Source organism: Zhongshania aquimaris, from assembly GCF_019312595.1.
Classification (GTDB): Bacteria; Pseudomonadota; Gammaproteobacteria; order Pseudomonadales; family Spongiibacteraceae; genus Spongiibacter; species Spongiibacter aquimaris.
In genome coordinates this window covers 446842-471790 of record NZ_JAHWDQ010000003.1, presented here as the reverse complement: position 1 = coordinate 471790, position 24949 = coordinate 446842, and the positions used below count along the sequence as shown (strand labels likewise).

25 protein-coding genes are annotated in these 24949 nt (G+C 49.3%); 5 read left to right on the top strand and 20 right to left on the bottom strand.

Features of this window, described 5'->3' with window-relative positions:
* Nucleotides 1–90 precede the first annotated feature (90 nt).
* Nucleotides 91–1200 (top strand): protein-glutamate methylesterase/protein-glutamine glutaminase, encoded by a 1110-nt coding sequence (locus KXJ70_RS13765; RefSeq protein ID WP_219044083.1) that lies wholly within the window; start codon nt 91–93, stop codon nt 1198–1200.
* A gap of 81 nt (nt 1201–1281) precedes the next feature.
* On the opposite strand, the gene KXJ70_RS13760 is transcribed toward KXJ70_RS13765, so the two are convergent.
* The gene (locus KXJ70_RS13760) at nt 1282–2082 is read right to left on the bottom strand and encodes an SDR family oxidoreductase (protein ID WP_219044082.1); all 801 of its coding nucleotides are present in this window, start codon (nt 2080–2082) and stop codon (nt 1282–1284) included.
* A gap of 290 nt (nt 2083–2372) precedes the next feature.
* On the opposite strand from KXJ70_RS13760, the gene KXJ70_RS13755 reads away from it, so the two are divergent.
* A complete protein-coding gene (locus KXJ70_RS13755) occupies nt 2373–4508 on the top strand; it encodes an acetyl-CoA hydrolase/transferase C-terminal domain-containing protein (protein ID WP_219044081.1) in 2136 nt (711 codons plus the stop codon).
* Nucleotides 4509–4790: 282 nt separating this feature from the next.
* A complete protein-coding gene (locus tag KXJ70_RS13750; protein WP_219044080.1) occupies nt 4791–5147 on the top strand; it encodes a hypothetical protein in 357 nt (118 codons plus the stop codon).
* A gap of 134 nt (nt 5148–5281) precedes the next feature.
* Here KXJ70_RS13750 and KXJ70_RS13745 read toward each other — a convergent pair whose 3' ends face one another.
* Nucleotides 5282–7084, bottom strand: a complete 1803-nt coding sequence (locus KXJ70_RS13745; protein WP_219044079.1) for an acyl-CoA dehydrogenase C-terminal domain-containing protein — start codon at nt 7082–7084, stop codon at nt 5282–5284.
* Nucleotides 7085–7326: 242 nt separating this feature from the next.
* Between KXJ70_RS13745 and KXJ70_RS13740 the strand changes: the two genes are divergently transcribed.
* On the top strand, nt 7327–8454 hold the full coding sequence (locus KXJ70_RS13740; RefSeq protein ID WP_219044078.1) for an enoyl-CoA hydratase/isomerase family protein: 1128 nt from the start codon (nt 7327–7329) through the stop codon (nt 8452–8454).
* On the opposite strand, the gene KXJ70_RS13735 is transcribed toward KXJ70_RS13740, so the two are convergent.
* The 4 genes from KXJ70_RS13735 to KXJ70_RS13720 are packed head-to-tail and all read right to left on the bottom strand — an operon-like array spanning nt 8451 to nt 11297.
* The gene (locus KXJ70_RS13735; RefSeq protein ID WP_219044077.1) at nt 8451–9068 is read right to left on the bottom strand and encodes a DUF2238 domain-containing protein; all 618 of its coding nucleotides are present in this window, start codon (nt 9066–9068) and stop codon (nt 8451–8453) included. The two genes, KXJ70_RS13740 and KXJ70_RS13735, sit on opposite strands and share 4 nt — an antisense overlap.
* Before the next feature lie 12 nt (nt 9069–9080).
* Nucleotides 9081–9302: a hypothetical protein gene (locus tag KXJ70_RS13730; RefSeq protein WP_219044076.1), complete on the bottom strand. Its 222-nt coding sequence runs from the start codon at nt 9300–9302 to the stop codon at nt 9081–9083.
* 55 nt (nt 9303–9357) lie between these two features.
* A complete protein-coding gene (locus KXJ70_RS13725; protein ID WP_219044075.1) occupies nt 9358–9987 on the bottom strand; it encodes a hypothetical protein in 630 nt (209 codons plus the stop codon).
* Nucleotides 9984–11297, bottom strand: a complete 1314-nt coding sequence (locus tag KXJ70_RS13720) for an ammonium transporter (protein ID WP_219044074.1) — start codon at nt 11295–11297, stop codon at nt 9984–9986. Before KXJ70_RS13720 ends, KXJ70_RS13725 begins: the two co-directional genes overlap by 4 nt.
* A 367-nt stretch (nt 11298–11664) precedes the next feature.
* Here KXJ70_RS13720 and KXJ70_RS13715 point away from each other — a divergent pair, with 367 nt between their 5' ends.
* Complete coding sequence (locus tag KXJ70_RS13715; protein ID WP_219044073.1) at nt 11665–11865, top strand: DUF2061 domain-containing protein; 201 nt, start codon at nt 11665–11667, stop codon at nt 11863–11865.
* Nucleotides 11866–11956: 91 nt separating this feature from the next.
* Here KXJ70_RS13715 and KXJ70_RS13710 read toward each other — a convergent pair whose 3' ends face one another.
* The 14 genes from KXJ70_RS13710 to KXJ70_RS13645 all read right to left on the bottom strand — a co-directional run bounded on the left by KXJ70_RS13710 (nt 11957) and on the right by KXJ70_RS13645 (nt 24941).
* Entirely contained in the window at nt 11957–13651 is a 1695-nt protein-coding gene (locus KXJ70_RS13710) for a Na(+)/H(+) antiporter subunit D (protein ID WP_219044072.1), read from the bottom strand.
* On the bottom strand, nt 13638–13922 hold the full coding sequence (locus tag KXJ70_RS13705) for a hypothetical protein (protein WP_219044071.1): 285 nt from the start codon (nt 13920–13922) through the stop codon (nt 13638–13640). Before KXJ70_RS13705 ends, KXJ70_RS13710 begins: the two co-directional genes overlap by 14 nt.
* On the bottom strand, nt 13919–15394 hold the full coding sequence (locus tag KXJ70_RS13700; protein ID WP_219044070.1) for a proton-conducting transporter transmembrane domain-containing protein: 1476 nt from the start codon (nt 15392–15394) through the stop codon (nt 13919–13921). Before KXJ70_RS13700 ends, KXJ70_RS13705 begins: the two co-directional genes overlap by 4 nt.
* Nucleotides 15394–16869 (bottom strand): monovalent cation/H+ antiporter subunit D family protein, encoded by a 1476-nt coding sequence (locus KXJ70_RS13695; RefSeq protein WP_219044069.1) that lies wholly within the window; start codon nt 16867–16869, stop codon nt 15394–15396. The genes KXJ70_RS13700 and KXJ70_RS13695 overlap by 1 nt, the downstream gene beginning before the upstream one ends.
* Nucleotides 16863–17219: a cation:proton antiporter subunit C gene (locus KXJ70_RS13690; RefSeq protein WP_219044068.1), complete on the bottom strand. Its 357-nt coding sequence runs from the start codon at nt 17217–17219 to the stop codon at nt 16863–16865. The genes KXJ70_RS13695 and KXJ70_RS13690 overlap by 7 nt, the downstream gene beginning before the upstream one ends.
* Complete coding sequence (locus KXJ70_RS13685; RefSeq protein WP_219044238.1) at nt 17216–18202, bottom strand: DUF4040 domain-containing protein; 987 nt, start codon at nt 18200–18202, stop codon at nt 17216–17218. The genes KXJ70_RS13690 and KXJ70_RS13685 overlap by 4 nt, the downstream gene beginning before the upstream one ends.
* A 39-nt stretch (nt 18203–18241) precedes the next feature.
* Entirely contained in the window at nt 18242–18562 is a 321-nt protein-coding gene (gene mnhG, locus KXJ70_RS13680) for a monovalent cation/H(+) antiporter subunit G (RefSeq protein WP_219044067.1), read from the bottom strand.
* Nucleotides 18555–18836, bottom strand: a complete 282-nt coding sequence (locus tag KXJ70_RS13675; RefSeq protein ID WP_219044066.1) for an MrpF/PhaF family protein — start codon at nt 18834–18836, stop codon at nt 18555–18557. Before KXJ70_RS13675 ends, mnhG begins: the two co-directional genes overlap by 8 nt.
* A complete protein-coding gene (locus KXJ70_RS13670; protein ID WP_219044065.1) occupies nt 18833–19303 on the bottom strand; it encodes a Na+/H+ antiporter subunit E in 471 nt (156 codons plus the stop codon). Before KXJ70_RS13670 ends, KXJ70_RS13675 begins: the two co-directional genes overlap by 4 nt.
* Nucleotides 19304–19853: 550 nt before the next feature.
* Complete coding sequence (locus tag KXJ70_RS13665) at nt 19854–21293, bottom strand: PepSY-associated TM helix domain-containing protein (protein WP_219044064.1); 1440 nt, start codon at nt 21291–21293, stop codon at nt 19854–19856.
* 98 nt (nt 21294–21391) lie between these two features.
* On the bottom strand, nt 21392–21937 hold the full coding sequence (locus KXJ70_RS13660; protein ID WP_219044063.1) for a hypothetical protein: 546 nt from the start codon (nt 21935–21937) through the stop codon (nt 21392–21394).
* 37 nt (nt 21938–21974) lie between these two features.
* Nucleotides 21975–24167, bottom strand: a complete 2193-nt coding sequence (locus KXJ70_RS13655) for a TonB-dependent receptor (protein ID WP_219044062.1) — start codon at nt 24165–24167, stop codon at nt 21975–21977.
* A gap of 175 nt (nt 24168–24342) precedes the next feature.
* A complete protein-coding gene (locus tag KXJ70_RS13650; RefSeq protein ID WP_219044061.1) occupies nt 24343–24735 on the bottom strand; it encodes a cupin domain-containing protein in 393 nt (130 codons plus the stop codon).
* Between the two features lie 26 nt (nt 24736–24761).
* On the bottom strand, nt 24762–24941 hold the full coding sequence (locus KXJ70_RS13645; protein WP_219044060.1) for a hypothetical protein: 180 nt from the start codon (nt 24939–24941) through the stop codon (nt 24762–24764).
* Between the last annotated feature and the right edge of the window lie 8 nt (nt 24942–24949).

Below are 24949 nucleotides of genomic sequence, written 5' to 3'. Positions count from 1 at the left end.
CCCGTTATTGAATGCGCATTTTCGAACGTAATTGACTCAGATTCGTTTTTTGGTCTCTCAGATACGTAGGCTGTGTGTTCTGGAGGATCTATGTTGAGCTCAGTTACGCCAAGTGACGGCGAAAAGCCGCGTATTAAAGTCTTAGTGATCGACGACTCGGCGCTAATGCGTCATGTCTTGTCAGAGATTCTAAGTTCCGACCCTGAAATTGAGGTCGTCGGCGTTGCGTCTGACCCCTATATCGCACGTGAAAAAATTAAGCTTCTCAACCCTGATGTGCTCACCTTAGACGTTGAAATGCCAAAGATGGACGGCCTGCAGTTTTTGCGTAATTTAATGCGCTTACGGCCGATGCCGGTCGTGATGGTGTCGTCGCTTACGCAAAAAAATGCCTCGGTTACATTAGAGGCACTGGAGTTAGGTGCGGTCGACTTTGTTAGTAAACCCGAAATTGATATAGCGAGTAAATTAAAGGAATACGCCAGCGAAATTATCGAGAAAGTTAAGGTCGCTCGCTTTGCCACGGTCACTAAATTGGTGGATAGCAAAGCAAGGCGCTGCAGCGAAACCTTTATTTCGCCTGTGGGCGCACCGAATATTGCAAGTAACTTACATTTTAAAACCACCGATCAGATCATTGCGATAGGCGCATCAACCGGCGGCACCGAAGCTATTCGTGAAGTATTGGAACGTCTGCCAATTGACACACCCGGTACGGTAATTGTTCAACATATTCCCGGCATGTTTAGCGGCCCGTTTGCAGAGCGGATGAATAAGTGTAGCGCGATGACCGTCTGCGAGGCCCAAGATGGACAGCGGGTATTGCATGGCCACGCCTATATTGCACCGGGTGATTTTCACTTAAGTCTTCGCCGAGATGGCGCGCGTTATTACTGTGTTTTGAGTGATCACGATCCGGTAAACCGCCACCGTCCTTCGGTAGACGTGCTATTTCACTCAGTAGCCAAGTATGTTGGTAAAAATGCGGTAGGTGTAATTCTCACTGGGATGGGGAAGGATGGCGCAGAGGGAATGCGAGCGATGCACGAAGCCGGTGCGAGCACGCTGGTACAAGATGAAGCGTCTTCTGTGGTATGGGGGATGCCGGGAGCTGCTGTTGCTGTGGGCGCTGTTGATGAGGTGCTCACCTTACCCAAAATCGCCGCGCGAATCATTAGTCTTTATGAGCCGCATCGTTGAGCACACGCTTTTTTTGTGGCTGTTGTGATTGCTTATAAGCAATTGTGATACCGCACTTTAGGAAGTTTAGGTTGATTTCCGCTAACGATACTCTGTCTTAGCCGAAATACGATTGAATAAACCTGGGAAAAACCGCTTTATAGTCGGCGCGAGCCCACTGAAACCTTTACCAATAACGACTTCGTCACGTTCATTGATCATTGCCTTGATAATGTCTCGCACACATTCTTCTACGGCCATGCCATTGATAATGGAATCATCATTTTTATTCTGTGCATCGCCACTGGCATTGAGGGCGTTAATGGCGATATTGGTTTGAATGGAGCCTGGGCAGATTGTCAGGCAGTGAACACCGTGTTCCGCCGTTTCGGCCCGCAGGCAATCCATAAATCCTACCACTGCGAACTTAGCACCTGAATAGCCACTGCGTAACTTTGTGCCGACTTTGCCGGCCACGCTGCTTATACTGACAATCATGCCATTTTGCCGAGATAGCATGCTCGGCAGTAAGGCCTTTGTCATGGCAACCGATCCCATATAGTTCACTTCCATCAGTTTCCGATACACCGATAAGTCGGTATCAATAAATAGTGAACGCTGGGAGATACCGCCATTATTGATCAGTATATGGACCGGCCCGATCTCGGCTAATTGGCCTTGCACAAATGTGACAAGAGTGTCATCAGCGACCGCTAAATCCAGGGGCACAACCCAGTGCCGGGTTAAGCCGCCCGGCAGAGATTTTGCAATTTCAACGAGAGTATCTTTGCGCCTTGCAGATAAAACAATCCGCGCGCCTTTTGCCGCTAGCTGTCGGCAGAGCTCAAGGCCAATCCCCGAACTTGCGCCAGTAATCCAAACGGTTTTATTGTCTATTTCCATTTCAATTCCCTGCGGTAATTCCTGATTCTAGGTTTTTCGCGAATTAGTAAATTTCATGTTGCGTCTGCAGTGAGGTTAGAAACTAAGTTTAGCGCGCCTATTCTTTAATGTATTGCAGCAAATCGAGAGCGATTCGTTAACAGTTCAATGGGCATTAATGCGGAACGTACCGCATGCGGATGCTTGGACTATGTTTTGGTAGCCCTTATAAATCACTGCCTAGCCGTGTCTTGACGTATATTAAGCTGGCTGCGTATCGTGCAGCAAACACTCAGCGCTAAGGAGCTTGAATGTCTCAGTCGAGAGCCGAACTTAATATGGTCGAAATCGACCATTGTGTTGAGCAAATTATTGCTCGATTAGGGAATGATCTGCGCGTTGCTATGCCTTTGGGTCTGGGAAAGCCGGTAGAGCTGATAGATGCGCTATATCGGCGGGCGTGCGCTGAGCCGAGTATTTCCTTAACAATTTTAACTGCTCTTAGTTTAGAGCGGCCTAGCGAGGCGGATGCCATTCGGGGCCGTTTACTCAACCCTGTGTTCGACCGCCTATATGCGAATTATCGTGAGCCTCTGTATTTGCAAGCTGAGCGCAGCGGAGAAACACCAGCCAACATAAAGGTCTGTGAATTCTATTTTAAGGCAGGCAGCCGCTTAGGGCATCTCTCGGCGCAGCGACATTATATAAGCTCTAACTACACTCATGCCGCAAGAGATGTCGTGGCGCGTGGCTGTAATGTGGTTATTCAAATGTTGGCGCAGGAGGGTGATGCGCTGAGTATGAGCTGTAATCCAGATACCTCTGCAGAAGTTGTTTCTCGACTTAAAAAAGAGGAGCGGCCCTATATCGCAATTGGTGTTGTGCACCCCGACTTGCCTTTCATGTATGGCGATGCGGAAGTGAATGCGTCGCAGTTTGATTTTCTTGCGATAACAAACAGCGAGTGCCACGGCCTGTTTCAGGTGCCGCGATTACCACCTATCCCGGACACCGACTATGCCATTGGTTTGCGCGCCAGCGCCCTGATTGCCGACGGCGGAACGCTGCAGTTGGGTATCGGTGCGATGGGTGACGCGATTGTGCAGTCGGCGCTGCTAAGGCATCAGCAAAATGCCAGTTATCTCGAATTGCTGCAACGATTTGGTGTCGATGAATACAGCGCAGATCTGGTGGATGCCATTGGTGGTCGTGAACCATTTGAAGAAGGCTTGTACGGTGCCACAGAAATGTTTGTAGAGGGCTTTCTTCACCTTTTCGAAGCCGGTGTATTGAAGCGACCTGTCTATGACTTTTGGGCCTTGCAACAGCTTATTAATATTGGCGGCTGCGACCCGTTAGCACTGAGTTCTGAGTGTTTGCCCGCCTTGGCGGAGCTGGGCGTAAGAGAGTTGCGGGGCAAGGATTTCGATACACTGCAATACCATGGTTTCTTCAACGAGAGTTGCCGATACAGCGAAGGTAAGCTGTATACGCCACAGGGTGATCATTGTTCTGCCAATATGGCCAATCCTGACAGCCAGCAGTTTATGGCGAGATACTGCATAGGGACGCATTTGCGCAATGGCAAAGTGATGCACGGTGGCTTCTTTCTTGGCAGTGGTGACTTTTATCGTAGCTTGCGCGATATGCCTGAAACGGAACGTCGCAAACTAGCGATGTGCGGCGTCGAAAAGATTAATCAATTAGATCAAAACCCGCGTTTATATAAAGCACAACGACAGTCAGCACGCTTTATTAACACCGGTTTAAATGTCAGCCTTAATGGTGCGGTCGCGTCGGACACACTTGAAAACGGCCAGGTGTTATCTGGTGTCGGAGGACAATACAATTTTGTGGCGATGGCGCACCAACTGGATAATGGACGATCAGTGCTGATGATTCGCGCGAGCCGCTCACAGGGTGGTAAGGCGGTATCAAATATTGTTAGCCACTATGGAGCGTGTACCATTCCCCGCCATTTGCGCGATATTGTCGTTACCGAATACGGCATTGCCGACCTGCGTTCTAAAACTGATGAGGAAGTTTGCATCGCTCTAATTAATATCGCCGACTCGCGGTTTCAAGCTGAATTAGTTGCCGAGGCAAAGGCGGCGGGTAAATTGTCGGCTAGCTTTGACGTGCCCACTGTATTTCGCCAAAACTTCCCCCATGTAATTCGTGCCAATGTTGCGTGGGCGCGTGTAAAGGGGATGATGCCCGCATATCCATTTGGCTGTGACTTTAGCGAAGATGAATTAACGGCGGCGAAGACCTTAAAATCATTGGCGCAGTTGTCCACAATGCAGAAAATGCGCACCTTACTGCGCGGCGGCAAAAATACAGACTCTGTAAATCGTGTTTTAGAGGTGCTGGGTTTGAGCGGCTCCTTAAGTGGCAAAGACCGTGTATTAAAACGTTTGATACAAGGCTCAATGAATAAAAAGTAGAGTGTTCCACCTCTAACGGTTTAGATTAATTGCGATGGGCGTCACAAATCTAAACCTTTGTTAGAGCTGAAAATACGCTATTAAATAAGCGTAAGCTTTTGATTTTTATAAAAATAAATAGAATGTCAATGTGTGCTTAGTGGCTTATACGCACTCCCAATTGGGCTCAAGATTAACTATTGTACATGTCAGGATCTTTGTTATTACCGCTTAGGGAATATTTCGAAAGAAAATTTGAGCATAAGTTAGGTAGTAACGTTTTAAGCCCAGTAGGTGTTTATCGTGAATAATAAATTAGCAAGCTATGTACTCTGCTCATTTTTCAGTGTGTCGGCTATGTCGGTATTTGCCGAACCAGAAAGTTGTTTAGATTGGAATGTGCAGGAGTTTCCGGCGACATCCGAACAATCGAGTTGTTCCTATTTTAATCATCACAAAGTCTCTACGCGTTTCACTGTTCACAATGTGTGTGACACTAAAGTGAGTGGCGTTTTTAGTTATTATAAAGAAGACCTAAACAATAAATCGGTGATGAGTGTGCAATCTTTTGTGGTCAGCCCCGGAGCAAGTCAGGAGATAGCTAATCCCTGTGGGATGCAAAGCAGTGCCGCTTACCAGGTGTCGCAAGTGACCTTTTAAACGTTCAAAATGAAATGCCGGCCTACAAAAAAGCCCTGATAGCGATATCAGGGCTTTTTTGCATTAAGTGATTAACCTTTGTGGCCCCACAGCTTTGCCTGCAAGCAAAGAGTGGGGGGATTAGGTCATGCGCCTCAGCGTGTAGTGAAGCGGTCTAATGTCATAGCCATGACACTGTCGGTGCTGCTGTTCATGCAGCCAGCGTGACCTTTGGCGCGGGGTAGTAGGCGTGAGAAATAAAACTCTGCCGTTTCCAGCTTTGCTTCATAAAATGCCTTGTCGTCACCGCCTTCGGCTAATTTACTAGCTGCAACTTCGGCCATCATTGCCCAGTAGTAAGCCATTGACAAGTAACCGCTATACATCAAAAAGTCGTAAGACGCTGCACCTACTGCATCTCTGTTTCTAGATGCACGGGCAACCATTTTAATGGTGTGCCAGTTCCATGACAGGGTATAGCCGATAAGCTTTGCCGAGTAGCAGCGGCGTTTACCGCTAATTAAATTTTTGAAACCAAATTTATATAATTTCTTGCAGAATCCGCCGTAAAGTTTAAAGCCGTCGAGTACAACTTTTCTGCCGATAAGGTCCATGGCTTGAATGCCGGTGGTGCCTTCATACATGGTCGCAATGCGGGCGTCGCGATAAATTTGCTCCATACCGTGTTCTTTAATAAAACCGTGGCCGCCAAATACCTGCATGGCATTGCTGGCAGATTCCAAACCGGTTTCCGTTAAAAATGCTTTCAATATCGGTGTTAAAAAGCCCAGCTCATTTTCAGCTTCGTCGCGATCTGCCTGCGTTTCTGCCTGTACCATTCGGTCAGAGTATTTTGCCGCGTCGTAAATCATGGCGCGACCACCTTCCGCAAAGGCTCTTGCGGTTAGCAACATGCGGCGCACATCGGGGTGGTGAATAATCGCATCGCCCGCTTTGTCAGGATTTTTAACGCCGGACAAAGAGCGCATTGAATAGCGGTCTAGGGCGTAAGGTAGTGCATTTTGGTAAGCCAGCTCAGATGCGGCTAAACCTTGAATAGCAGTGCCTATCCGGGCGGTATTCATAAAGGTGAACATGGCATTCAGACCTTCGTTCTCTTGGCCCAGCATATAGCCGGTGGCGGAGTCGAAGTTAATAACGCAGGTGGCGTTGCCGTGGATACCCATTTTATGCTCGATGCTGCCACACCTCACGCCGTTGCGATCAGTGATGGTGCCATCTTCAGTGGTATTAAATTTAGGCACGATGAAGAGCGAAATACCTTTAGTGCCTTCTGGTGCGCCAGGTGTGCGCGCCAACACAATGTGAATGATATTTTCTGCAAAGTCGTGTTCACCCGCAGAGATAAAAATTTTAGTGCCAGTAATGCGATAGCTGCCGTCTTCCTGTGGCTCTGCTTTGCTGCGCATTTGACCGAGGTCCGAACCACAATGAGCTTCAGTCAAGCACATGGTGCCTGTCCAAGTGCCTTCGCACAGCTTGCTCAAATACAGTTGCTTTTGCTCTTCGGTACCGTGCACGTAGAGTGTATTCATTGCTCCCAGGCTTAATCCGGGATACATGCCCCAGGACCAGTTTGCTGTGCCTACTAACTCGGATTTAATCAGTCCCATCGACATGGGTAGGCCTTGACCGCCGTACTCCACCGGGTGGGACAGGCCTTGCCAGCCACCTTCAACCCACAGTTTATAAGCTTCTTTGAATCCTTCTGGTGTAGTTACTTCGCCATCGTTCCATTGACAACCTTGCTCGTCACCAATTTGATTCAGCGGAGAGAGCACTTCTTCTGCGAATTTCGCCGCCTCGTTGGTGATGGCTTCTACCATGTCTGGGGTTGCTTCTGCGCCAGCTGGAATAGTTTGGTAGTGGGCGTTGAAGTCCAGTAATTCATTGATTACGAAATTGATGTCGCGTACTGGCGCTTTATAAACGGTCATATTTTGCCTCTTCTGTTCCCAGGGGTGGGGGATCATTAACGGAGTGGAGCATAGCCGATGGAGCAAGGGGGGAAATTGGCCGCTTTCTGCTAGCAAGATGACGCTTGGGTCAATGCCAGTATCCCCGATAATACAGGGTTAAAGCCCCGTTGGAAGTACGACGTTAGCAGTGATCATAGCAAGGGCTTGAGACGTTAGGCATATGACGCGATACTTGATCAATTCCGCAAGGAGAGATGTAAATGCAAGTTGAATACTCGGTGTGTTTTGAACGTCACCCATTACCGGCGGGTGGTTATCTGGCGCAACTTACACTCAATGCCCCGGCGCGATTAAACGCATTGACGCCGGAAATGGTGACATTGCTTCATAAGTTACTTCTCGAAATACGCGACGATCAAGAAGCAGTCGCCGTGTTCTTAGATGGCGCTGGGGAGCGCGCTTTCTGTGTAGGTGCCGATACCTTGCGAATTCGTGAGTCAGCTCTAGCTAATCCCGGCGGCACGGCCGTTGAAGCCGATGCGTTTTTTAGTTGCGAATACGCGGCGGCACATTTAATACACCGTTTTCCCAAACCGGTTATTTGCTGGGGAAGTGGCATCGTTATGGGGGCGGGGCTCGGCTTGATGGTAGGCGGTAGTCATCGAATAGTGACTAATAAGAGCACGCTGGCAATGCCGGAGATCAGCATAGGTCTTTTTCCCAATGTGGGAGCCAGCTGGTTCTTGGGGCAAATGCCTGGAGCCACCGGGCTATTTACTGCTCTAACCAGCGCTTATTTGTCGCCAGCAGATGCCCTGTACGCCGGATTAGCAGATTATTGTTTACACGATAAAAATAAAACGGATGTTTTGCGCAAAATTATTAATCTCGATTGGTGCGATGATTCGGAATGGAACGCTGAGCAGTTAACTGAGTGTCTTACCGATATCGAGGCGGAGCAGGGCGTAGTCTTGCAGCAATCGTCGCTAAAAGATCATCGCGGATGGATTGATGATGTTTGCGCGCTGCCAAGCCCCGCTGCAGTCGAAATGAGGATTTGTGGATATACCGGCAATAGCGAGTGGCTGCAGTTGGCCGCACAGGGTTTAGCGCGCGGCGCATCGAGCACGGCAAAGTTGATCTTTCAACAGCTGCAGACGGGGCGTAACTTGAGTTTAGCAGACGTGTTCAAAATGGAATTAGTATTGTCGTCTAACCGCGTGCGCGATCCTGAATTCGCCGAGGGCGTGCGTGCGCGTTTAATTGACCGTGACCGCGATCCACGCTGGTGTTACAAGTCCATCGCGGAGGTGCCAGACTCCGAAATTGATGCCTTGTTTGAATCACCGTGGCCGATCAATCCGCTGAATAAATTGTTTGCGCTTTAGTGTGTTTGGCTGGCGCTAATGTCCAGTGCCTGCAATTGAGCTTGATGCGTTCGACTGAGTAACAGCAAAGCGAGAATTGCGCCGATCATTGCCATCGCCATATCTGATTGGGTATCCCATACATAGCCTTGAGTGCCCAAAAATGCCTCGGCAGATTCCCCAGTTAATTCCGCAACCCACCACTCGATGAGTTCATAAAGCGCACTTATACCCAGACAAATTAATACAATGATCACAGCTAACCAGCGCGGCTTTTCAATCACGTGATGCCGAATAAGCAGTTCTCGAGCGGCGATGGCGGGTACAAAGCCTTGCGCTAAATGGCCGAGTTTGTCGTAGTGATTTCTGTGCCAGTTAAATAGTTCTGCGAGGGTGTCAAAGGCAGGTACTTCAGCGTAAGTGTAGTGGCCGCCTATCATCAGAATGATGCTGTGTATCAAAATAAGTGCGTAGAGCAGCGATGTAAGAGGAAAGCGTTTCTGTGTTATCGCTAAGATCGCTAATACTATCAGCGCGGGGGCGACCTCAAGAAACCACGTGAAGCTATCTTTGGGATGAATGCCGGACCACAGTAAGATCGAAAAGAAGAGTACTAGCCAAAGTGTCTTTTGCATTGTTGATAGGCCTTAGATTCCTTGTTCGCGCATGTTTTGTTCGCGAGATTCAACATCTCTTTGGAGTATTTCTTCCATGTGTTTGGCGTTGTTCAGTGTGCGCTGCTGACTGTCAGAAATCACGGTTTGAGGTTTCTCAGAATCTGATATCGGGCTGGGCTCTTTGTTGCAGGCGCAAAGAATAGCGCTTAGTGCAATGACCATCAACGTAGAGGGGCTAAAAAGCTTGGGCATGAGAGGCTCCGCATTGCTATGTTGTTGCTTGGGCCAACGCAACAATGCGGTGGGTTTACAAGAGTTCGTCTAAGAATATATCAAGTTTAGGGTGTTCGTGCTGTACCCGAGCGACACCGCTTGCCAAGATTTTATCCGCACGTACGGGGCCAATATTCTCGCAGAGTAGCACGTAATATTGATTTAACAGTTTTTGCAGTAGTGCAGGCGGCGCATTGCCAAGTGTTAGTGCTTGGCGATTACCCAGCCAGCGCTGAAGCGCTTCAAGCGTGGCGTGCGGTAATTGCCGTTGGCGCAGTGCTGCGAACAATTCAATCCGTAGTTTATGCTGTAACTGATCGTCGAGCTGTCCCATCATTGCCAGCATTAATTCTGCAAAGGCTTGACTAGCTGAGACGGGGTTTTCGATTTGGTCTTCGGTGCCGTCGCCGCGGGGGTCTGCCAGCAGTTTGTTGCTGTCCTGTCCCATTGCCTGAATCAAGCTCCGTAGTATGGCGGAGCGCTGTTCTTTCAGCTCAGGCGTTTGGCAAATGTCGGCAACAAATCGTTGCAAGGCCAAGCTCGGCTGGTCGATATAACGATTTTCCCAATGGGCAACCGCTTTCAGCACCGCGGCTTCATCCATGAAATTCTGCAAACCGGTGTAAATGGCACGTCGACGATCACTGACGCTGCGCTTACTCATCGCTGCAGATCCATATTACCGGCGCGGTCAGCGGTATAGGCTATACTGCCGGTATTGAATTCCGGGTAGCCAATCTCAGCGTGTTCACTCAAGTCTAAGCCGCGTTGTTCATGCTGGGCAGGGGCGCGCAATCCCATCAGTATATCGATAGCAAAGTACATAATAATGGCGCAGCAGAAGGTCCAAACGAAGCAAGCTGCAATGCCAATCAGTTGAACGGTAATAATTTTGGCATCAAACATACTGTCGGCGTAAAAGATTCCAGCGGCTAAAGTCCCCCATGCGCCGGCAAAGCCGTGCACGGAGACCGCACCGACAACGTCGTCAAGGTGCATTTTTAGCATCAACTGTCCGCCTAGTACGCAGACAACACCGCCGATTGCCCCTGTCAGCACAGCGTAGGCAGGCAACATTGATGCGCAGCCTGCAGTAATGGCAACTAAACCCGCGAGACTGCCATTGACGGTGTCGGTGAGTAATATTGGCTTGCGCAGTGCAACCGCCAGAAGCATGCTTGCACTTGCGCCTGCTGCCGCAGCTAATTGAGTATTTAGATTGATTAGACCGATGTCAGCCGAGGCGCTTAGGGTGGAGCCGCCGTTAAAACCGAACCAGCCAAACCATAAAATAAAACCGCCCAAAGCCACCAGAGTAAGGTTGTGGCCACGCAATTCACGGGGCTTGCCACTCTTGTCGAATCGACCCAGTCGCGGACCAAGAATAATCACACCTGCAAGAGCACACCATGCGCCCACCGAGTGCACGACGGTTGAGCCTGCAAAATCGATGAAGCCCATTTTGGCTAGCCAGCCGTTGGCGTTCCATACCCAGCTCCCAAAGATGGGGTAGATGATGGCAGTAATAATGACTGCGCCCACTAAATAAGCATCAAAGCGCGTTCGTTCGGCCATGGCGCCACTGGCAATGGTGACTGCCGTCGCTGCGAACATCGTTTGGAACAGCAAGACACCGTAGCTTGTTGGATCGCTGTCGTTTATTAAAAACAGATCGCTACCCATAAAGCCGCTAGGGTTATTACCGAACATTAAGCCATAGCCCAGCGCCCAAAATATCAGGGTGCCGATACACACATCCATATAGTTTTTCATAACGACATTGAGTGAGTTTTTACTCCGCGACATGCCGGATTCCAGTAAAGCGAAGCCCGCTTGCATGAGGAATACCAAGGCACTTGCCGTCACCAGCCACACCATATTGGTGGCGCCTGTTAAATCCGCAATATCGTCAGCAAAGGCTAATGAGGAAAAGAGTAATGTTGAGAGCGTTAGGGTGATTTGCGCTTTTTTCATTAGAGCCCTTAGTCATCTGGTGGTGGCGCACTGAATCGGCGCGCCCCTGAAATCTTGTGTGCAACTGCTGTGCCAAAAGTAGAATGAAAGGGCGTTAGGGCTTAGGCGGCGTAGCGTGGTTTTAGCGGCTTGTGGCACAGCCGAAAGATAATGAGCACTTGTTTGGTTCGTTGCACGAATTCATGTGCTTTTGTGGTGCGCATCTAGAGGCGTGATTTGGTCTATATCGATAGCTTAAGCGTATCTATACCCAATAAATTATTAATTATATTAATTTATCGATAATCATTACTATTTGACTTGTGGCTAGCGGGGCGATGTTGCGTAGGCCAGATTCTGTACCTTAACAATGACCGAGGAGGCCATTATGAAAAAGACCATCAGTTTCGCCATGATGCATTTCAGCGTGGCTTTTTCGGTCGCCTACATTCTGACTGGCAGTGCCGTGGTCGGTGGCATGTTGGCGCTAATAGAGCCGGCGGTGAACACCGTGGTGTTTTACTTTCACGAGAAGGCATGGAAGCGCATTGATGCAGGAGCACCGTTATTAACAGGTCTTGTACATTGACGCGTTAATAGGCGTGCACCATATGATGGTGCACATCCTAGATATATGGGTCATAATCCCTTAGTGACATTGTTATTTGTTATGAGCTGGCTCAGATAAACCGGAAGACCAATAATACCGCAAGCAAGGTCACCACCCACGCAACCATGCTACTAATTGAGATGGTGCGAGAGAAAATACCACCGCTGCTGTGAAGATTGGCTAAACGATCTTCAAATGCGTGACCGAGTTTGAGAATGCTGTTGCGCGCAGTCTGATCAATGTAGAGGCAGCCTCTTCCGCAAGCATTTAACAGCCGAGGGAGCGGTCGTCGGTACAGCCAATCGACATCGAGATTGGTCGAGGGCAGTTCCGGTGGGTACATACCTTTCAAGTTTAGCCATACAAAAGCCAATGCTGAGAAAAATAGCAGCTGTGTTTGGGTGAGAATATGGCTCACGTCATAGGCACTGTAGTCAGTGGCGAAGGGCAGATGTTGGTAGAGCAGCTGTGGGAATATACCAATTGTTAGACACAGAGCGGCGGCTATAGACATTGCCAGTAGCATATTCCACGGCGCTTCTTTGCAGCGAATACCCGAGTCGTGGGCGAAAAAAGCGAAATAAGGAATTTTGATGCCCGCGTGATGGAATACCCCTGCCGAGGCAAATAACAGTAGCAGCCAGACCACGTCAAAGTTGTCCTTGAGTGCCGCCGACATAATCATCGACTTGCTGACAAAGCCACTGAATAAGGGGAAGGCTGATATCGATGCCGCGCCGATAATACAAAGTACGGCGGTCTTGGGCATGGATTTATATAGCCCACCAAGTTCGGAGCCGTTAATTCGGCCGGTACGGTAGAGCACCGCGCCCATCGACATAAACAATAAGCCTTTAAAAATAACATCATTAAAGGCGTGAGCGACGGCACCATTGATACCCAGCTCAGTGCCAATACCAATCCCCACCATCATAAAACCGATCTGGTTGATCAAGCTGTAGGCGAGAACCCGGCGCAGGTCATTTTCAATTACCGCAAAGAAGATGGGGAAGCACGCCATCGTCGCGCCGATATACACCAACATCTCAGTGCCAGGGAAGCCCCGGGCCATGGCGTATACGGCAACTTTGGTGGTGAAAGCACTCAAGAAGACTGTGCCAGTAGGTGTTGCTTCGGGATAGGCGTCGGTCAGCCAGTTATGGAAAAATGGGAATGCGCACTTAATGCCAAATGCGATAAAAATAAACCAGCTTGCGACCGAGTCTAGCCCGATTTTGCTAAACATCAGGTTGCCCTGATGTTGGTAATACAAAATGACGCCCACTAACAGCAGCATTCCTGATATCACTTGCGCGATCAGATAACGCATCCCCGCGCTGTAGGCTTTGTCGCTGCGCCCAGCCCAAATTAAAAAGACTGAGGTGACTGCCAGCATTTCCCAAAATACAAACAAGGTCAGTAAATCACCGGCAAAGACGGCGCCCAAGGCACTACCAGCATAAAGCATGGCTGCGACTTGCTGCATCTTATCCTTGACGTGGAGGGAGTAGATTACGCTGATGAACGCGGCAATATGAAATAAATAGCCGAACAATAGGCTCAGTCGGTCTATGTGGATTGGCTTTAATTCCATTCCCATTAACTGGGTTTCGAGGCCGTAAAATGCCGGTAGCTGCCACAGGTTTAGCGCGCTTAATATAATGACCACGATCATTGCTGGGCCGCGCCAAGTGGCGCCGCCGAGTAGGGCAATGACTGCTCCTAGATAAAAGAGCAGGAACGGCGGCAGTTCAATCCCCACCATGGGTATTCTCCGTCTTAGATTCGCGAGTTTGTTGGTAGTAGTCTTCCTCGCGCATTAAACCTTTGCGCATCCACTTAGCAACCAGTACTAAAATCACACAGCCGATAAATCCGTAAATAGGATAAAAGCCATACAGGCCCTCCCAAGGGTGTTCGGTGTGTCGATGGATCACAAAATCCAAGCCAACTAGCAGCGCGCAAATGACGTAAAGACTGTTGAGAATAAGGCGCAGTGTTGCGGGGCGATCAAAAAAATCTTGGGACTGGCTCATGGCGTTCCCTCGCTAAAAATCTGTGATACCAGCTCAAATAGCGGGTTGGGAAAGAAAAATAACAAAACGCACGCCAATGCCGTAGAGCATAGCGCGATGAGCGCGGCAGGTGGCGCTTCATGAATAGCGACGGGGCCTGAAACTGCCTGCTTCCCTGGAAAGAAAGCGCGCAAAGGAATTGGCAGTAAATAGGCGATATTTAGTAGCGAGCTGAGTATCAGCACCCCCATTAGAATTAAATGATCGGTCTCTAAGGTAGCTGTCAGTAACCACCATTTGCTCCACGTTCCCGCTGTGGGTGGCAGACCGATAATACTGAGAGAGGCGATGAAAAAAGCGGTCATGGTGATTGGCATACTTCGGCCTAGCCCCACCATCGAGCTGATTTCGCTTTTGTGACTAGCCACCAGTATGGCGCCAGCGCAGAAGAACAGGGTGATTTTTCCTAGGGCATGGGTAGCAATATGCATTGCGCTGCCCATTACGCCGCTCTCAACCGCCAGTAAGACCCCAACGGTGATATAACCTAGTTGGCTAATGGTTGAATAGGCGAGTCGGGCTTTCAGGTTGTCTTGACGCATCGCTATTAGCGAAGCCAGCACGACACCGGCACCAGCTAGGTAGAGAAGATAATCGCTTACCGGTATTTGTTGGAGTGTATCTAGGCCGAAGATAAAGACCAAAATTTTGATTAGGCTGAATACGCCAGCCTTGACCACCGCAACGGCGTGGAGCAGGGCGCTAACCGGAGTAGGAGCCACCATTGCCGCCGGAAGCCAGCGGTGAAAAGGCATGACCGCTGCCTTGGCGACACCAAAAACAAATAGGACTAGTAATAGTGACAGCAACGCGATTGGAGTTTGCTCGGGGAAAATGCCGCCTTGTTGAAAGTCTAGAGTGCCTGCCACCAGCCACGTGATGATAATAGCAGGGAGAAAAAAGGCGATAGAGGTACCCATTAATATGCCCAGGTAAACCCTGCCGCCTTTTTTGGCTTTTTCGGTACCTGCATGTGTTACCAGAGGGTAGGTGCACAGCGAAAGTACTTCATAAAAAATGAACAGCGTGAATAAGTTTTCTGCGTAGGCAATGGCCATTACCGCTGCGATGGCAATAGCAAAACACGCGTAGAAACGTGTTTGGTGGTCTTCGTTGTGGCCGCGCATATAGCCAATCGCGTACAAGGTGGTTATTGGCCATAGCAGACTGGCGACTAGCCCAAACAGGAGCCCCAGGGCATCGACTCTGAAACTTAAATTTAGACCAGGCAGTATTTCTAGCCACTGGCGTGAGAGCACTTCACCGTGATTAAAACTGGAGTACAGTTTCAAATTGATCGCTAAGAGAGTCACGCCGGCGATAAGGGATATGGCTTCGCGCAGATTTGGTTTCTTGCTGAACGCCAGTATTCCTACTACCGCAATAATGGGCGTGAGAATGGCGACGTCAATTAGCATGGCTGTTGTATCCATTATGGACGCCCCTCTACCAGTGCGGCGGCTGCTTCATAGCTGATCGATACCGGTAAGCGGGTGTCGATACCAAAATAGACATTGCCTAGAATTAGCAGCCATAGCGCAATAAGCATAGTGAGTGGGGCTTCTTTTACTGGAGAGTTATCTGCTGCTGACTTGAAGTAGAGCGCCTCTACCACTCGCCATATATAGATGATGGCGAGCAGTGAACCCAATAGAATTAAAAACACTAATGGCCAGCGGCCCGCCAGTGCAGCGGCAGATACCAAATACCATTTGCTGATAAAACCAGCGGTAAGGGGAACACCAATTAAGCTGAGACCGCCGGCAACAAAACCAAAGCTCGTCCAAGGCATTTTTCTCCCCAGTCCCTGCATCGAGGTAAGGGTCGTGGCGCCAATGCGAACCGCAATCCCAGCCAGGGCCATAAATAATGTGGCTTTCATCAACGCGTGGTTGAAAACATGAATCAAGGTCGCCTGCAGCCCCAGCACACCGCCGATCCCCAAACCGATGACCATATAGCCAATTTGGGCGATACTGGAATAGGCGATCGCGCGCTTTATCTCCTCTTGATATATCGCAGCAATCGACGCGCTGAATACCGCCACGATGCCTAGAGCGACGAAGATATCTGCTAGCGGAATAATGAACTGGCTAAACTCGCTCGGGAATATGGTGTAGGTGAAGCGTATTAAAAGATAAAGGGCTACCTTGGTGGCGCTGGCGGCGAGAAAGGTAGTGACAATTGATGGCGCTTGACTATACGCGTTAGGCAGCCACAGATGCAGTGGGAATAGAGCGAGCTTTAAGCTAATACCCACCAAAATAAATGCGTAAGCGGCAAATACGGTAGGCGACTCACTCGCCGATGGCAGGCGTTCCGCAAGATCGGCCATATTGAGCGTGCCGGTCATGATATACATGAAACCGATACCGATGAGGATAAAGGTCGCGCCAATGGTGCCCATGATCAGGTAGCGAAACGCGGCCCACAGGCTTTGTCTATTGGGTCCTAAGGATATTAGGGTGTAGGTAGACAGCGATGAAATTTCTAAAAAGACAAAGACGTTGAATGCATCACCGGTCGCTAAAATACCCAGCAAGCCCGCGAGGCACAGCAGCCACGCCACATAAAATAAGCCCTGTTTGTCTAGGGCAATTTCGCTACTAATGCTGCTCTGTGCTGCTAGTAGAGAAATTGTACTGCTGCCAGAAACTATCACTAGCAACCACGCATTGAGAAGATCAATTCGGTACTCAATACCCCAGGGTGCTTGCCAACCACCCAAGGCATAACTAATTACACCGTGGTGGTATACCGTATACAGCAGCGTGGCGGCGATACAAAAGCTAAGGGTGCTGACTAGCAGGGCGAATAGCCAGGCCAGTTTACCTCGACCTAAAATAAGGCAGGCAGGCGCCCCAAGCAGTGGCAGAATAACTTGCAGAATAGGTAAATGGCTTAACACGTATGGTCTCGCTGCTGAATTTCGGACTCTTCAATAGTGCCGTAGGCCTTCTTGATTCTTATGACTAGCGCTAGTCCCAGTGCGGTGGTGGCAATACCGACAACAATCGCGGTGAGAATCAGCACGTGGGGCAGGGGGTTGGAGTAGACCGTAATCCCTTCTTGCAGGATAGGGGCCGTGCCACCTGTAATTTTTCCCGAGCTGATATAGAGAATAAAAACTGAAGTCTGAAAAATGTTGAGTCCGATCAATTTCTTGACCAGATTGCCCTGGGCTATCACGATGAAAAAGCCGGCCATCATTAAGACCACTACAATCCAATAATTGTAATGGGTAAATAATTGTGTCATTGACCTGCCTCCCCTGTGTCGTTCACTTGGCCAGCGAAGCAGTAAAAGATCATTACCATGATAGCCGCAACGGTGATTCCCACGCCTAGCTCAATGACAATGATGCCGATGTGTTGACCTGTAATCGGGTTCTCGGCTAATGCAGAGTAGTCGAGGAAGTCGCCACCGTTGAGCATAGATACCAAGCCTACCGATCCGTACAGCAACACACCGAAGGCTGCCAACACACGGAGCACGGCAAAACTGACCACCTGCTGTGCGATATCAACACCGAAAAACATGGTGTACAAAATAATCGCGGCGGCAAAAATAACCCCAGCTTGGAATCCGCCACCTGGTCCGTAGTCCCCGTGGAACTGCACATATAGTGCAAATAAGAGGATAGGGGGGATTAAAATTTTACTGACGATACGCAGAACTTTGTGTTTATGCGCGCTGGTAACTACGGGTTTTTGGACCGTGCTGGATTTCAACATGAGCAGTGACAGCACACCGATGCCTGCGGTGAAAACTACCGCCACTTCGCCGAAAGTATCGAAACCTCGATAGCTAGCTAGCACCGAGGTAACAATGTTTGGAATACCGATTTCGCTTCCAGATTTCTCGATATAGTGCGGCCCTACATGGGTTTGAGCCGGTGCAGTGGCAGAGCCAAACTCGGGCATACTAAGTGTGCCGATGATAAGAAGCGCACCGGTAATTGTAACCAGCACCAAGGCGGGAATACTTTTGCCGGACTCATGCTTTTCATTGCGCCCTACCAGGGCCACCGTAAGCAGCATGAGCAGCGGTGAAATTCCGGAACCCACCGCTGCCTCAGTAAATGCGACATCAACAGCGTCCATCAAAACGAAAAAGCTCGCGGATAAAAAGCCATAAATGCCGCTGAGCATAATTACCGCAAGTAGATCGCGACTCAGAATAATTCCTAATGTCGTAACTAACAGCAGACTAAGCAGGCTGATATTGATAAAGAATTCTATGGCGTCATCCTCCGCGCAGTATTTTTTCTGCGCTCGCGCTTAGCTGTCATGGGGTTGCTCCCCATGTGATTTGTGTTGCTGGTCGCGCCAAACGGCTTTTGCCAATGCATGGCTGGCCGTTGGGCTGGTGAATAATATGAACAACAAAATCATGATCAATTTTAGAAGAACCAGACTCCAGCCGGCTAGCAGCATTAGTCCCATTAGCAATGAGGTGGTGGCAAGTGTTTCTGTCACGCCCGCAGCGTGCATGCGACTATAAGTGTCGGGAAATCGCAATACCCCAAGTGCGCCGGTGAATATCAAGCCACTGCCAATGAGCAATAGAATGCCGCTAATGACTTCCAGTAAATCAGTCATTGGCTGAGCTCCCCTTCTCTGTTTTCTGGGTGTGCTCAAAATATCTAAGAAGTGCGATCACGCCGATAAAATTCATTAGTGCGTAGATCAGTGCTATATCTAAAAACTCCGGTCTACCAAATAAGAAACCGAGTACGGCAATAAGCAGTACGGTCTTGGTTCCAAATAAATTGGCAGCTAACACGCGGTCAAATATGGTGGGGCCAGCAAAGCCCCTGACCAAAGCCATGGCCATGACAATCAGTAATGTAACGGTAGTAACAGCGAGCATCATTGTTCCAATTTATCCACGCGACGGCTCATTTCACCTGTGTCGAGATCATCGAGATTGGTTTGAGTGAGGCCATGTACAAGTACCTCGTTGTCTGAAAGGGTTACCGAGATAGTGCCGGGGGTGAGGTTAATAGAATTGGCATAGATAACCCGACCGATATCGGTTTTCTGGTTGATCTTAAAGCGCCGCATTCCAGGGCTAATAGCGCTGTTACCTGACCAAACTCGTTTGACAACATCAATGTTGCTAGCGACGATCTGCACCGCTAACCAGGCATAATATCGGGGAAGATGACGTGTTAGATGGATGGGTTGAGATTCGTGATCAACTACGTCCATCCGGTGACAAATCCATACAACCAGTGCAACTGAAACTGCGCCAAACGAAAGGAGCAGGCCAGTATAGTGCCCTGAATTGGCTAGCCAAATTGTGGCTAAAAGGGCGGAAATACTAAAAGTGTGCTTCATATGTTTCTCAGCTAGCTTCCGAGTCGTCAATTGTGAGTATACCGCTAAAATTGCCCGCACAGATTGTATCAGGGAAAAATGCTGTTAGCAGGGGTAGTGAATTCTCAATACTCGCTTCATCTTATTTTCTCGGCTAGCTCTTCTACACCTTGTAGATAAGCATTGCACATTATGCTGTCTTTACTTTCGGCAGCGCTAATATATTTGATACAACTACATTGTGGTTCTTTGCTATTTAGCGTTTCGGCTGCAAGAGCGGAGGACGCGCTAACTTATCTGCAGAAGACAACAAGAGCAAGCGTATAGTATCGACTACAAACCCGCGCTGGGCGTCTTCATTCACCTCTTTTCACTACCATCGCTTTCGCATCTAAAGTGAGAAAGTTGTTATTGGAAGTGCAGTGAAATAGGGCTGTTACGTCTCTGCTTTAACATGCATTTCACTCATCCCCGCTAATCTAACACATTACAGCTGGGACATAAAAGCTGCCGCTGTTAACGACAGACTGACGAGGAATACATCGCTGTGGTGGTGGGAAGTCGCCCCTGTTTAAGGGGCACTTCGAGCGGCTTGGAGTGCAGCTTTACTCGGCGCCATACACAAGAAAATGATGGCGATAGCGACAAGACTTATATTAACCGCTAAAGGAATAAGCTGGAGAGCATGACTATTGAATTGCACCCCGTAGGCAATAACGAGCCCAATCAAGGCGGCGGCATTGAGCTTTAATAACAATGCCTTTACCAGCAGCTCATCGTTAATGAATTGCGCAAGGGATGAGCAGGCAAGCAGGCAAAACCAAAACAAGGCAATCGAATGAAAGTGGAATACCAGTTGGCTAATGGCAGTAGCACTTAACGCCAGGGGCGCACCCCATACGAAACCCAGCCATAAATTATTCAGCGCGTCTCGACTTTTGCGTCTAGCGAACCAGATGTTAATCCCACTAACCGATACTACCGTCAGGGCAAGGCCAAATATGCCGTAAAGGACTTTGATGAAAAACCCGCCGTAGTGACCAAAATGCAGACGATAGACCGAGAAAATAGCTTGTCGCCCAGCTTCGCCGTCGGAGAATCCGATTTTATTGAGATAGTTACCCATGCCATCGAATTGATATTGCTCCGCATAAATGAGGCGGTCGTGATGTTGAGCGCCGACGATAATATATTGCTCGGCGCTACCGACGTCTTCCACCGTGATGTAAAACGGGGTGGCCTCTGGTGCAATAGTGGGCATTTGGGCAAGAGCCTTAGCGACTTCGGCGGTGTGCGGAGCTTGATCTAATGTCGGTTCTGCACCAAATACGGTGGGGATGATGTCATCCGTTTTCCCGTCAAAAAAGGCGGGTGCGACAACAAGGCTTAACAGCAGTGCAAGACCGAAATAGGCGCCGGTGATGGCAATCATTAAATAAAATGGGCTACCCCATACGCTCAGGCGATTGTGGATATCGGCTTGCTCAAGGTGCTTTGAGCCTTTTAAACGCAGCGTGAACGCGTCGCGAAAGAGTCGAGGGTGAGCTAAAAATCCTGAAATGATAAGGCCGCAGAGCATTGCGCCGAGAATACTAACAACAATGACACCGAAATTTTCTGGCAAATGTAGAAATATGTGTAGCTCTGTTAAAAGGTGAGTCCATTCATGGCTCACCCTTTCACCTAGAGAGCCATCACTGTTCAAAAACCAGCCACCGTCATCATTGGAAATCGATGCCCTTGGCATGGTGGCTGATGGTAGCGAGACATACATGTGATGAGTTTCGCCGCTTTGCGCTAACACAGTACGGTAGGCGTTTTGTAACTCCTCGCTGGGCAGCGTTTTAAACTCTTCTATAGTCGGTTGTTCCCAGCGCTCAAACTCCTGATAAAACACCGCTAACGTGCCGGATAGGCAGACTAAATACATCATGATACCGACGAGCAAGCCAAGCCAAGAATGGCTGGAAAGCGAATTTTTGACGAGTGCGGGGGAGAGGAGTTGTTTCATGAGCATGCTCAGTTTTTAAAATTTATTTTTGCAGCGACATCGCAATCACGTCGCGCACTAGTGTGAAATGCTGTGTTTTTAATTTACGTGCAAAAGTTTTATTGGCTGTAAACAATGGCCGCGCTAATTAGGCCAGCGGCGCTAATCCACAGCGTTGGGCGATAGCGGTTTGGATCTGCACAGGCCCACCAAGAAGCAAGCCCCCATACCAGCGGAGCAATAAGCACAATCAGTACTACCGCATTGACGGTGGACCACGGCAGTAGTAACGCCAAGGCAACGCTCACATAGGCAGATGCGGTGCCTGCGAGGGGAACAACAATAAAAAATAGCGCGATATGCCGTAAAATTGTTCGGGTTGCGGGCACCACGAAGTTGACGGTTTCATTGCTGCGGATATGTTTGCGCTTAATTTCTAAATTATAAAGTACAGCAAACCACGCCATTAGCGGCACGATCATAAAAACATAGGCAACACCGAACTCGGCGCCACTACTGAGAATAAAAAATAGCCCAGATAGTATCGCAACTAGCCAGCCCGCAGGCATGAGCCAGCGCTGAAGAGGGAAGCGTTTTTGCCAGGAAAGGTAAAGACAGATGATGCTGGCAGCGGCAGCAACAACACCAATGAGTCCATAAGTCATGTAAGCGAATCCAAAAATAATGTGTCAGAGGCGGCGTTTAAAAAGCCACCGATGCTGAGAAAACCAGGTTGCGCGGTGAGCCTAGGACCAAATAATTAGAGCCGGGGAAGCCCCCAACGGAAGCCCAGTAATTGCGATTAGTCAGGTTTTCTACTCGCCCGCGCAATGTCACCTCTTTGCCTGCCATGGTGGTATTGAATCGCGCACCGGCATCCAGACGAGTCCAGCTGCTAATTTCTTTGGAATTCGCCGCATCAGTATATTGCTTCGATGTGTATACCGCGCGGGCGTCTAAAGTAAGGCCAGTTGCGTTGGGAACATCCCATTCGACGTTGATATTGCTTTGCAGTTTAGGTACGCCAACGAATTCTTTGCCATTTGTTGCGCCGGTTGCGGTATTAACCTGTTCGCTGTCGATTAGCGTTAAACCGCCGAGTAAACGGAGGTTCTCGGCGGCTTGACCGAAGACGGTGAGTTCAAGTCCTTGATTGCGCTGTTCGCCATTGTCAGAGAAGGTGTTGTTCTGGGTGATACCACTGGGTTTTTCAACGGTAAAAATACTCACGCTGCCGCCGATGTTGCCGCCATCGTACTTCAGCCCTGTTTCGATCTGGCTTGACCGGTAGGGGTCTAGAGCTTCACCGGGGTTATTGAGGGCAGTGGCCGGGGCAATTTCACCAGGTAGTAGCGCTTCGCTGTAATTGCCGTATAGGGACAGAGATTCTGACGCTTTGTAGACAATACCAAGCACGGGTGTGATGGCGTTTTCACTGTACTTACCGTCCGAGTTTAAGGCGCCGGTATTGTAATTGTAGTTGCTGTTTTCAATTTTTTGATAGCGCGCACCAACCGTGATTAATAAGCGGTCAGCCATAAACGACATCATATCGGCGATAGCGATACTGGACGTGTCGGTTTCTTGTGTGACTTTGGGGCTATTTAGCTCTCCGCCTACAAAGGCGTCGGCAACGGGTGGCGAGACCGTAGTGGGGGTATAAATACTGCCCGCAAAGCCGCCAAAATTAGAAAATGCATAGGCGTTTTTTGATTCCAGGGTATATGCCGAAGCCGACAAAATGAGACGGTGGCCGATATCGCCAGTATTAAATTCCGTGCGCATGCCTATTTCGGTGGAGTAAATACTATCTTCGCGAGTATTGTCGAAGCGGTAGGCGCTTGTGAGGCCACTATCGTCAACTGCGTCGGGGTTGCTGAGGATATTGTCTTCCTCACCTTGTCGAGTCCCCAGGGCGGCCCACAATTCGGTACTGGCGCTGAGTGAGTACTCCGCACGTGCAACAGCAAACAATTGCTTCTCGTCGGTATAGGTCCAAGGCTGGGCAAAATTAGTATCTGACTCAGGGGCTTTTGGAATATCGCCTAGTGGTGTAACGCTCGGCCGCGGTGAATCAATACGATGATCTTGGAAGCCCATATCTGCAGACACACGCAGATTTTCACCTTCGTGGTCAAAGCCCACAGCCAAAACACTTAAATCCCGATCTTGGTCTCTGATGCCAGATTCGCCGTCGCGTTTTACGATATTTAATCGCAGGCCGTTTTCTTGGTTCTCTCCAAAACGGCGAGCAATGTCAGCGGCAAGATACGCTTCGCCGCCTACTGTGAAGCCAGTGGTAAGCAGATTAAGGTCTTCTTCTTGAGCGCGCTTGGGGACTAAATTCACCAAACCGCCGACACCACTGCCACCGGGGCTGGCGCCATTCAGAAACGTATTCGCGCCGCGAAAAACCTCAACGCGCTCTAATAATTCCGCTGCCACAAACTGACGGGGTAAAATTCCGTACAAACCGTTGTAAGTCATGTCGTCGGAATAAATCGGAAAGCCGCGGATAATATACACTTCTTGAAAATTGCCAAAGCCCTTGGCAACCCGCACAACGGGGTCGTTTTGCAAAACGTCGGCAACGCTGCTTGCCTGTTGATCTCTGATTAAGGCATTGGTGAAATTGCTGCTGGTGAAGGGCGCGTCCATCATATCAAGGTTGCCCAAAATACCGGCGCGACCGCCACGTGCCACCTGTCCACCGGGGTAGGCTTCCAATAGCAAAACCTGAGATCCGTCAGCACTGACCAAAACTTCCTCTACGGCTTTTTCATCGCCTTTTTGCTCACTTTGAGCGTAGCTAAGCAGCGGTGAAATTCCGGCTGAAAGCAGCAATACCGAAAGTGCATGTTTTGTTATTCGGTGGCCAGATAAATGTGCGGGCATGGGTATACCTTGTGGAGTGAGCTTTGCGAAAACTGCGGAGTAGGTCATACATTATGAAAACGTGAATACTAATGAGAGTGATTCGTAAAAGCAAGTATGGGTGTTATAGCAGAGCTCGGGGCGATAGTTCAGTCGAGATCGAAGGACAGTAACTGGGAGTCTAGCGGAAGCACTATCATTCGCCGGCCCTGTGCTGAGTGCCCTCGCCGGGGGTGATGAATAGGACTTTTGCCAATGTGTTGGTGCGGGCGGTATGCCATGTGTTTCGCGGAATCACGACATAGTCGCCGGCTGAGCTCAACTTCTGGCACTGCTCGCCGAAAGGCGTTTCAAGCACTACGGTGATTTCGCCTTCTAGCAGCATTACCATTTCTTCGCCGTGGGGGTGAATCTCCCACCTTTGCCAGTCGCTGTCAAAATGGTGCAGAGCAACTAGGTTGTGCTGTTTGAAGTCGTTAAAACGAAGGTCTAAATCTTGGTATAGCGATGGACTCACGCTCACGGGAGTGGCGGACTGATCTGGGCCGAGCACTAAACATTCTGTTGCTATTTGATGTTTTGTCATCATGAAGCCTACTCGGAGAGAAGTGGAATTTAAGACATAAAGGATTTAAACAGTGCCAGAACTAAGGAAAGGCCGACGAGAGGTAAAATCCAGCGTCTAATATTGGCCTGCTGTTCAGGCGAGGGATGGGGGGCGAATTTCTCTATTAGGGGTACTAACACGATCAGTGCGATAAAGAGAATCGCTAGTATAGTCAGTAAGTTTGTCATCAGGCTGT

Coding starts and splice junctions, on each gene's coding strand:
- KXJ70_RS13745 (WP_219044079.1), bottom strand. CDS start 7,084: ATGACCGTTTATAAAGCGCCAGTACGCGACATCAATTTCGTAATCAAT.
- KXJ70_RS13665 (WP_219044064.1), bottom strand. CDS start 21,293: ATGAAACAACTCCTCTCCCCCGCACTCGTCAAAAATTCGCTTTCCAGC.
- KXJ70_RS13675 (WP_219044066.1), bottom strand. CDS start 18,836: ATGATGCTCGCTGTTACTACCGTTACATTACTGATTGTCATGGCCATG.
- KXJ70_RS13660 (WP_219044063.1), bottom strand. CDS start 21,937: ATGACTTATGGACTCATTGGTGTTGTTGCTGCCGCTGCCAGCATCATC.
- KXJ70_RS13655 (WP_219044062.1), bottom strand. CDS start 24,167: ATGCCCGCACATTTATCTGGCCACCGAATAACAAAACATGCACTTTCG.
- KXJ70_RS13725 (WP_219044075.1), bottom strand. CDS start 9,987: ATGAGTAAGCGCAGCGTCAGTGATCGTCGACGTGCCATTTACACCGGT.
- KXJ70_RS13720 (WP_219044074.1), bottom strand. CDS start 11,297: ATGAAAAAAGCGCAAATCACCCTAACGCTCTCAACATTACTCTTTTCC.
- KXJ70_RS13650 (WP_219044061.1), bottom strand. CDS start 24,735: ATGATGACAAAACATCAAATAGCAACAGAATGTTTAGTGCTCGGCCCA.
- KXJ70_RS13670 (WP_219044065.1), bottom strand. CDS start 19,303: ATGAAGCACACTTTTAGTATTTCCGCCCTTTTAGCCACAATTTGGCTA.
- KXJ70_RS13710 (WP_219044072.1), bottom strand. CDS start 13,651: ATGGTGGGGATTGAACTGCCGCCGTTCCTGCTCTTTTATCTAGGAGCA.
- KXJ70_RS13755 (WP_219044081.1), top strand. CDS start 2,373: ATGTCTCAGTCGAGAGCCGAACTTAATATGGTCGAAATCGACCATTGT.
- KXJ70_RS13645 (WP_219044060.1), bottom strand. CDS start 24,941: ATGACAAACTTACTGACTATACTAGCGATTCTCTTTATCGCACTGATC.
- mnhG (WP_219044067.1), bottom strand. CDS start 18,562: ATGACTGATTTACTGGAAGTCATTAGCGGCATTCTATTGCTCATTGGC.
- KXJ70_RS13700 (WP_219044070.1), bottom strand. CDS start 15,394: ATGGATACAACAGCCATGCTAATTGACGTCGCCATTCTCACGCCCATT.
- KXJ70_RS13765 (WP_219044083.1), top strand. CDS start 91: ATGTTGAGCTCAGTTACGCCAAGTGACGGCGAAAAGCCGCGTATTAAA.
- KXJ70_RS13735 (WP_219044077.1), bottom strand. CDS start 9,068: ATGCAAAAGACACTTTGGCTAGTACTCTTCTTTTCGATCTTACTGTGG.
- KXJ70_RS13715 (WP_219044073.1), top strand. CDS start 11,665: ATGAAAAAGACCATCAGTTTCGCCATGATGCATTTCAGCGTGGCTTTT.
- KXJ70_RS13740 (WP_219044078.1), top strand. CDS start 7,327: ATGCAAGTTGAATACTCGGTGTGTTTTGAACGTCACCCATTACCGGCG.
- KXJ70_RS13705 (WP_219044071.1), bottom strand. CDS start 13,922: ATGAGCCAGTCCCAAGATTTTTTTGATCGCCCCGCAACACTGCGCCTT.
- KXJ70_RS13760 (WP_219044082.1), bottom strand. CDS start 2,082: ATGGAAATAGACAATAAAACCGTTTGGATTACTGGCGCAAGTTCGGGG.
- KXJ70_RS13690 (WP_219044068.1), bottom strand. CDS start 17,219: ATGACACAATTATTTACCCATTACAATTATTGGATTGTAGTGGTCTTA.
- KXJ70_RS13730 (WP_219044076.1), bottom strand. CDS start 9,302: ATGCCCAAGCTTTTTAGCCCCTCTACGTTGATGGTCATTGCACTAAGC.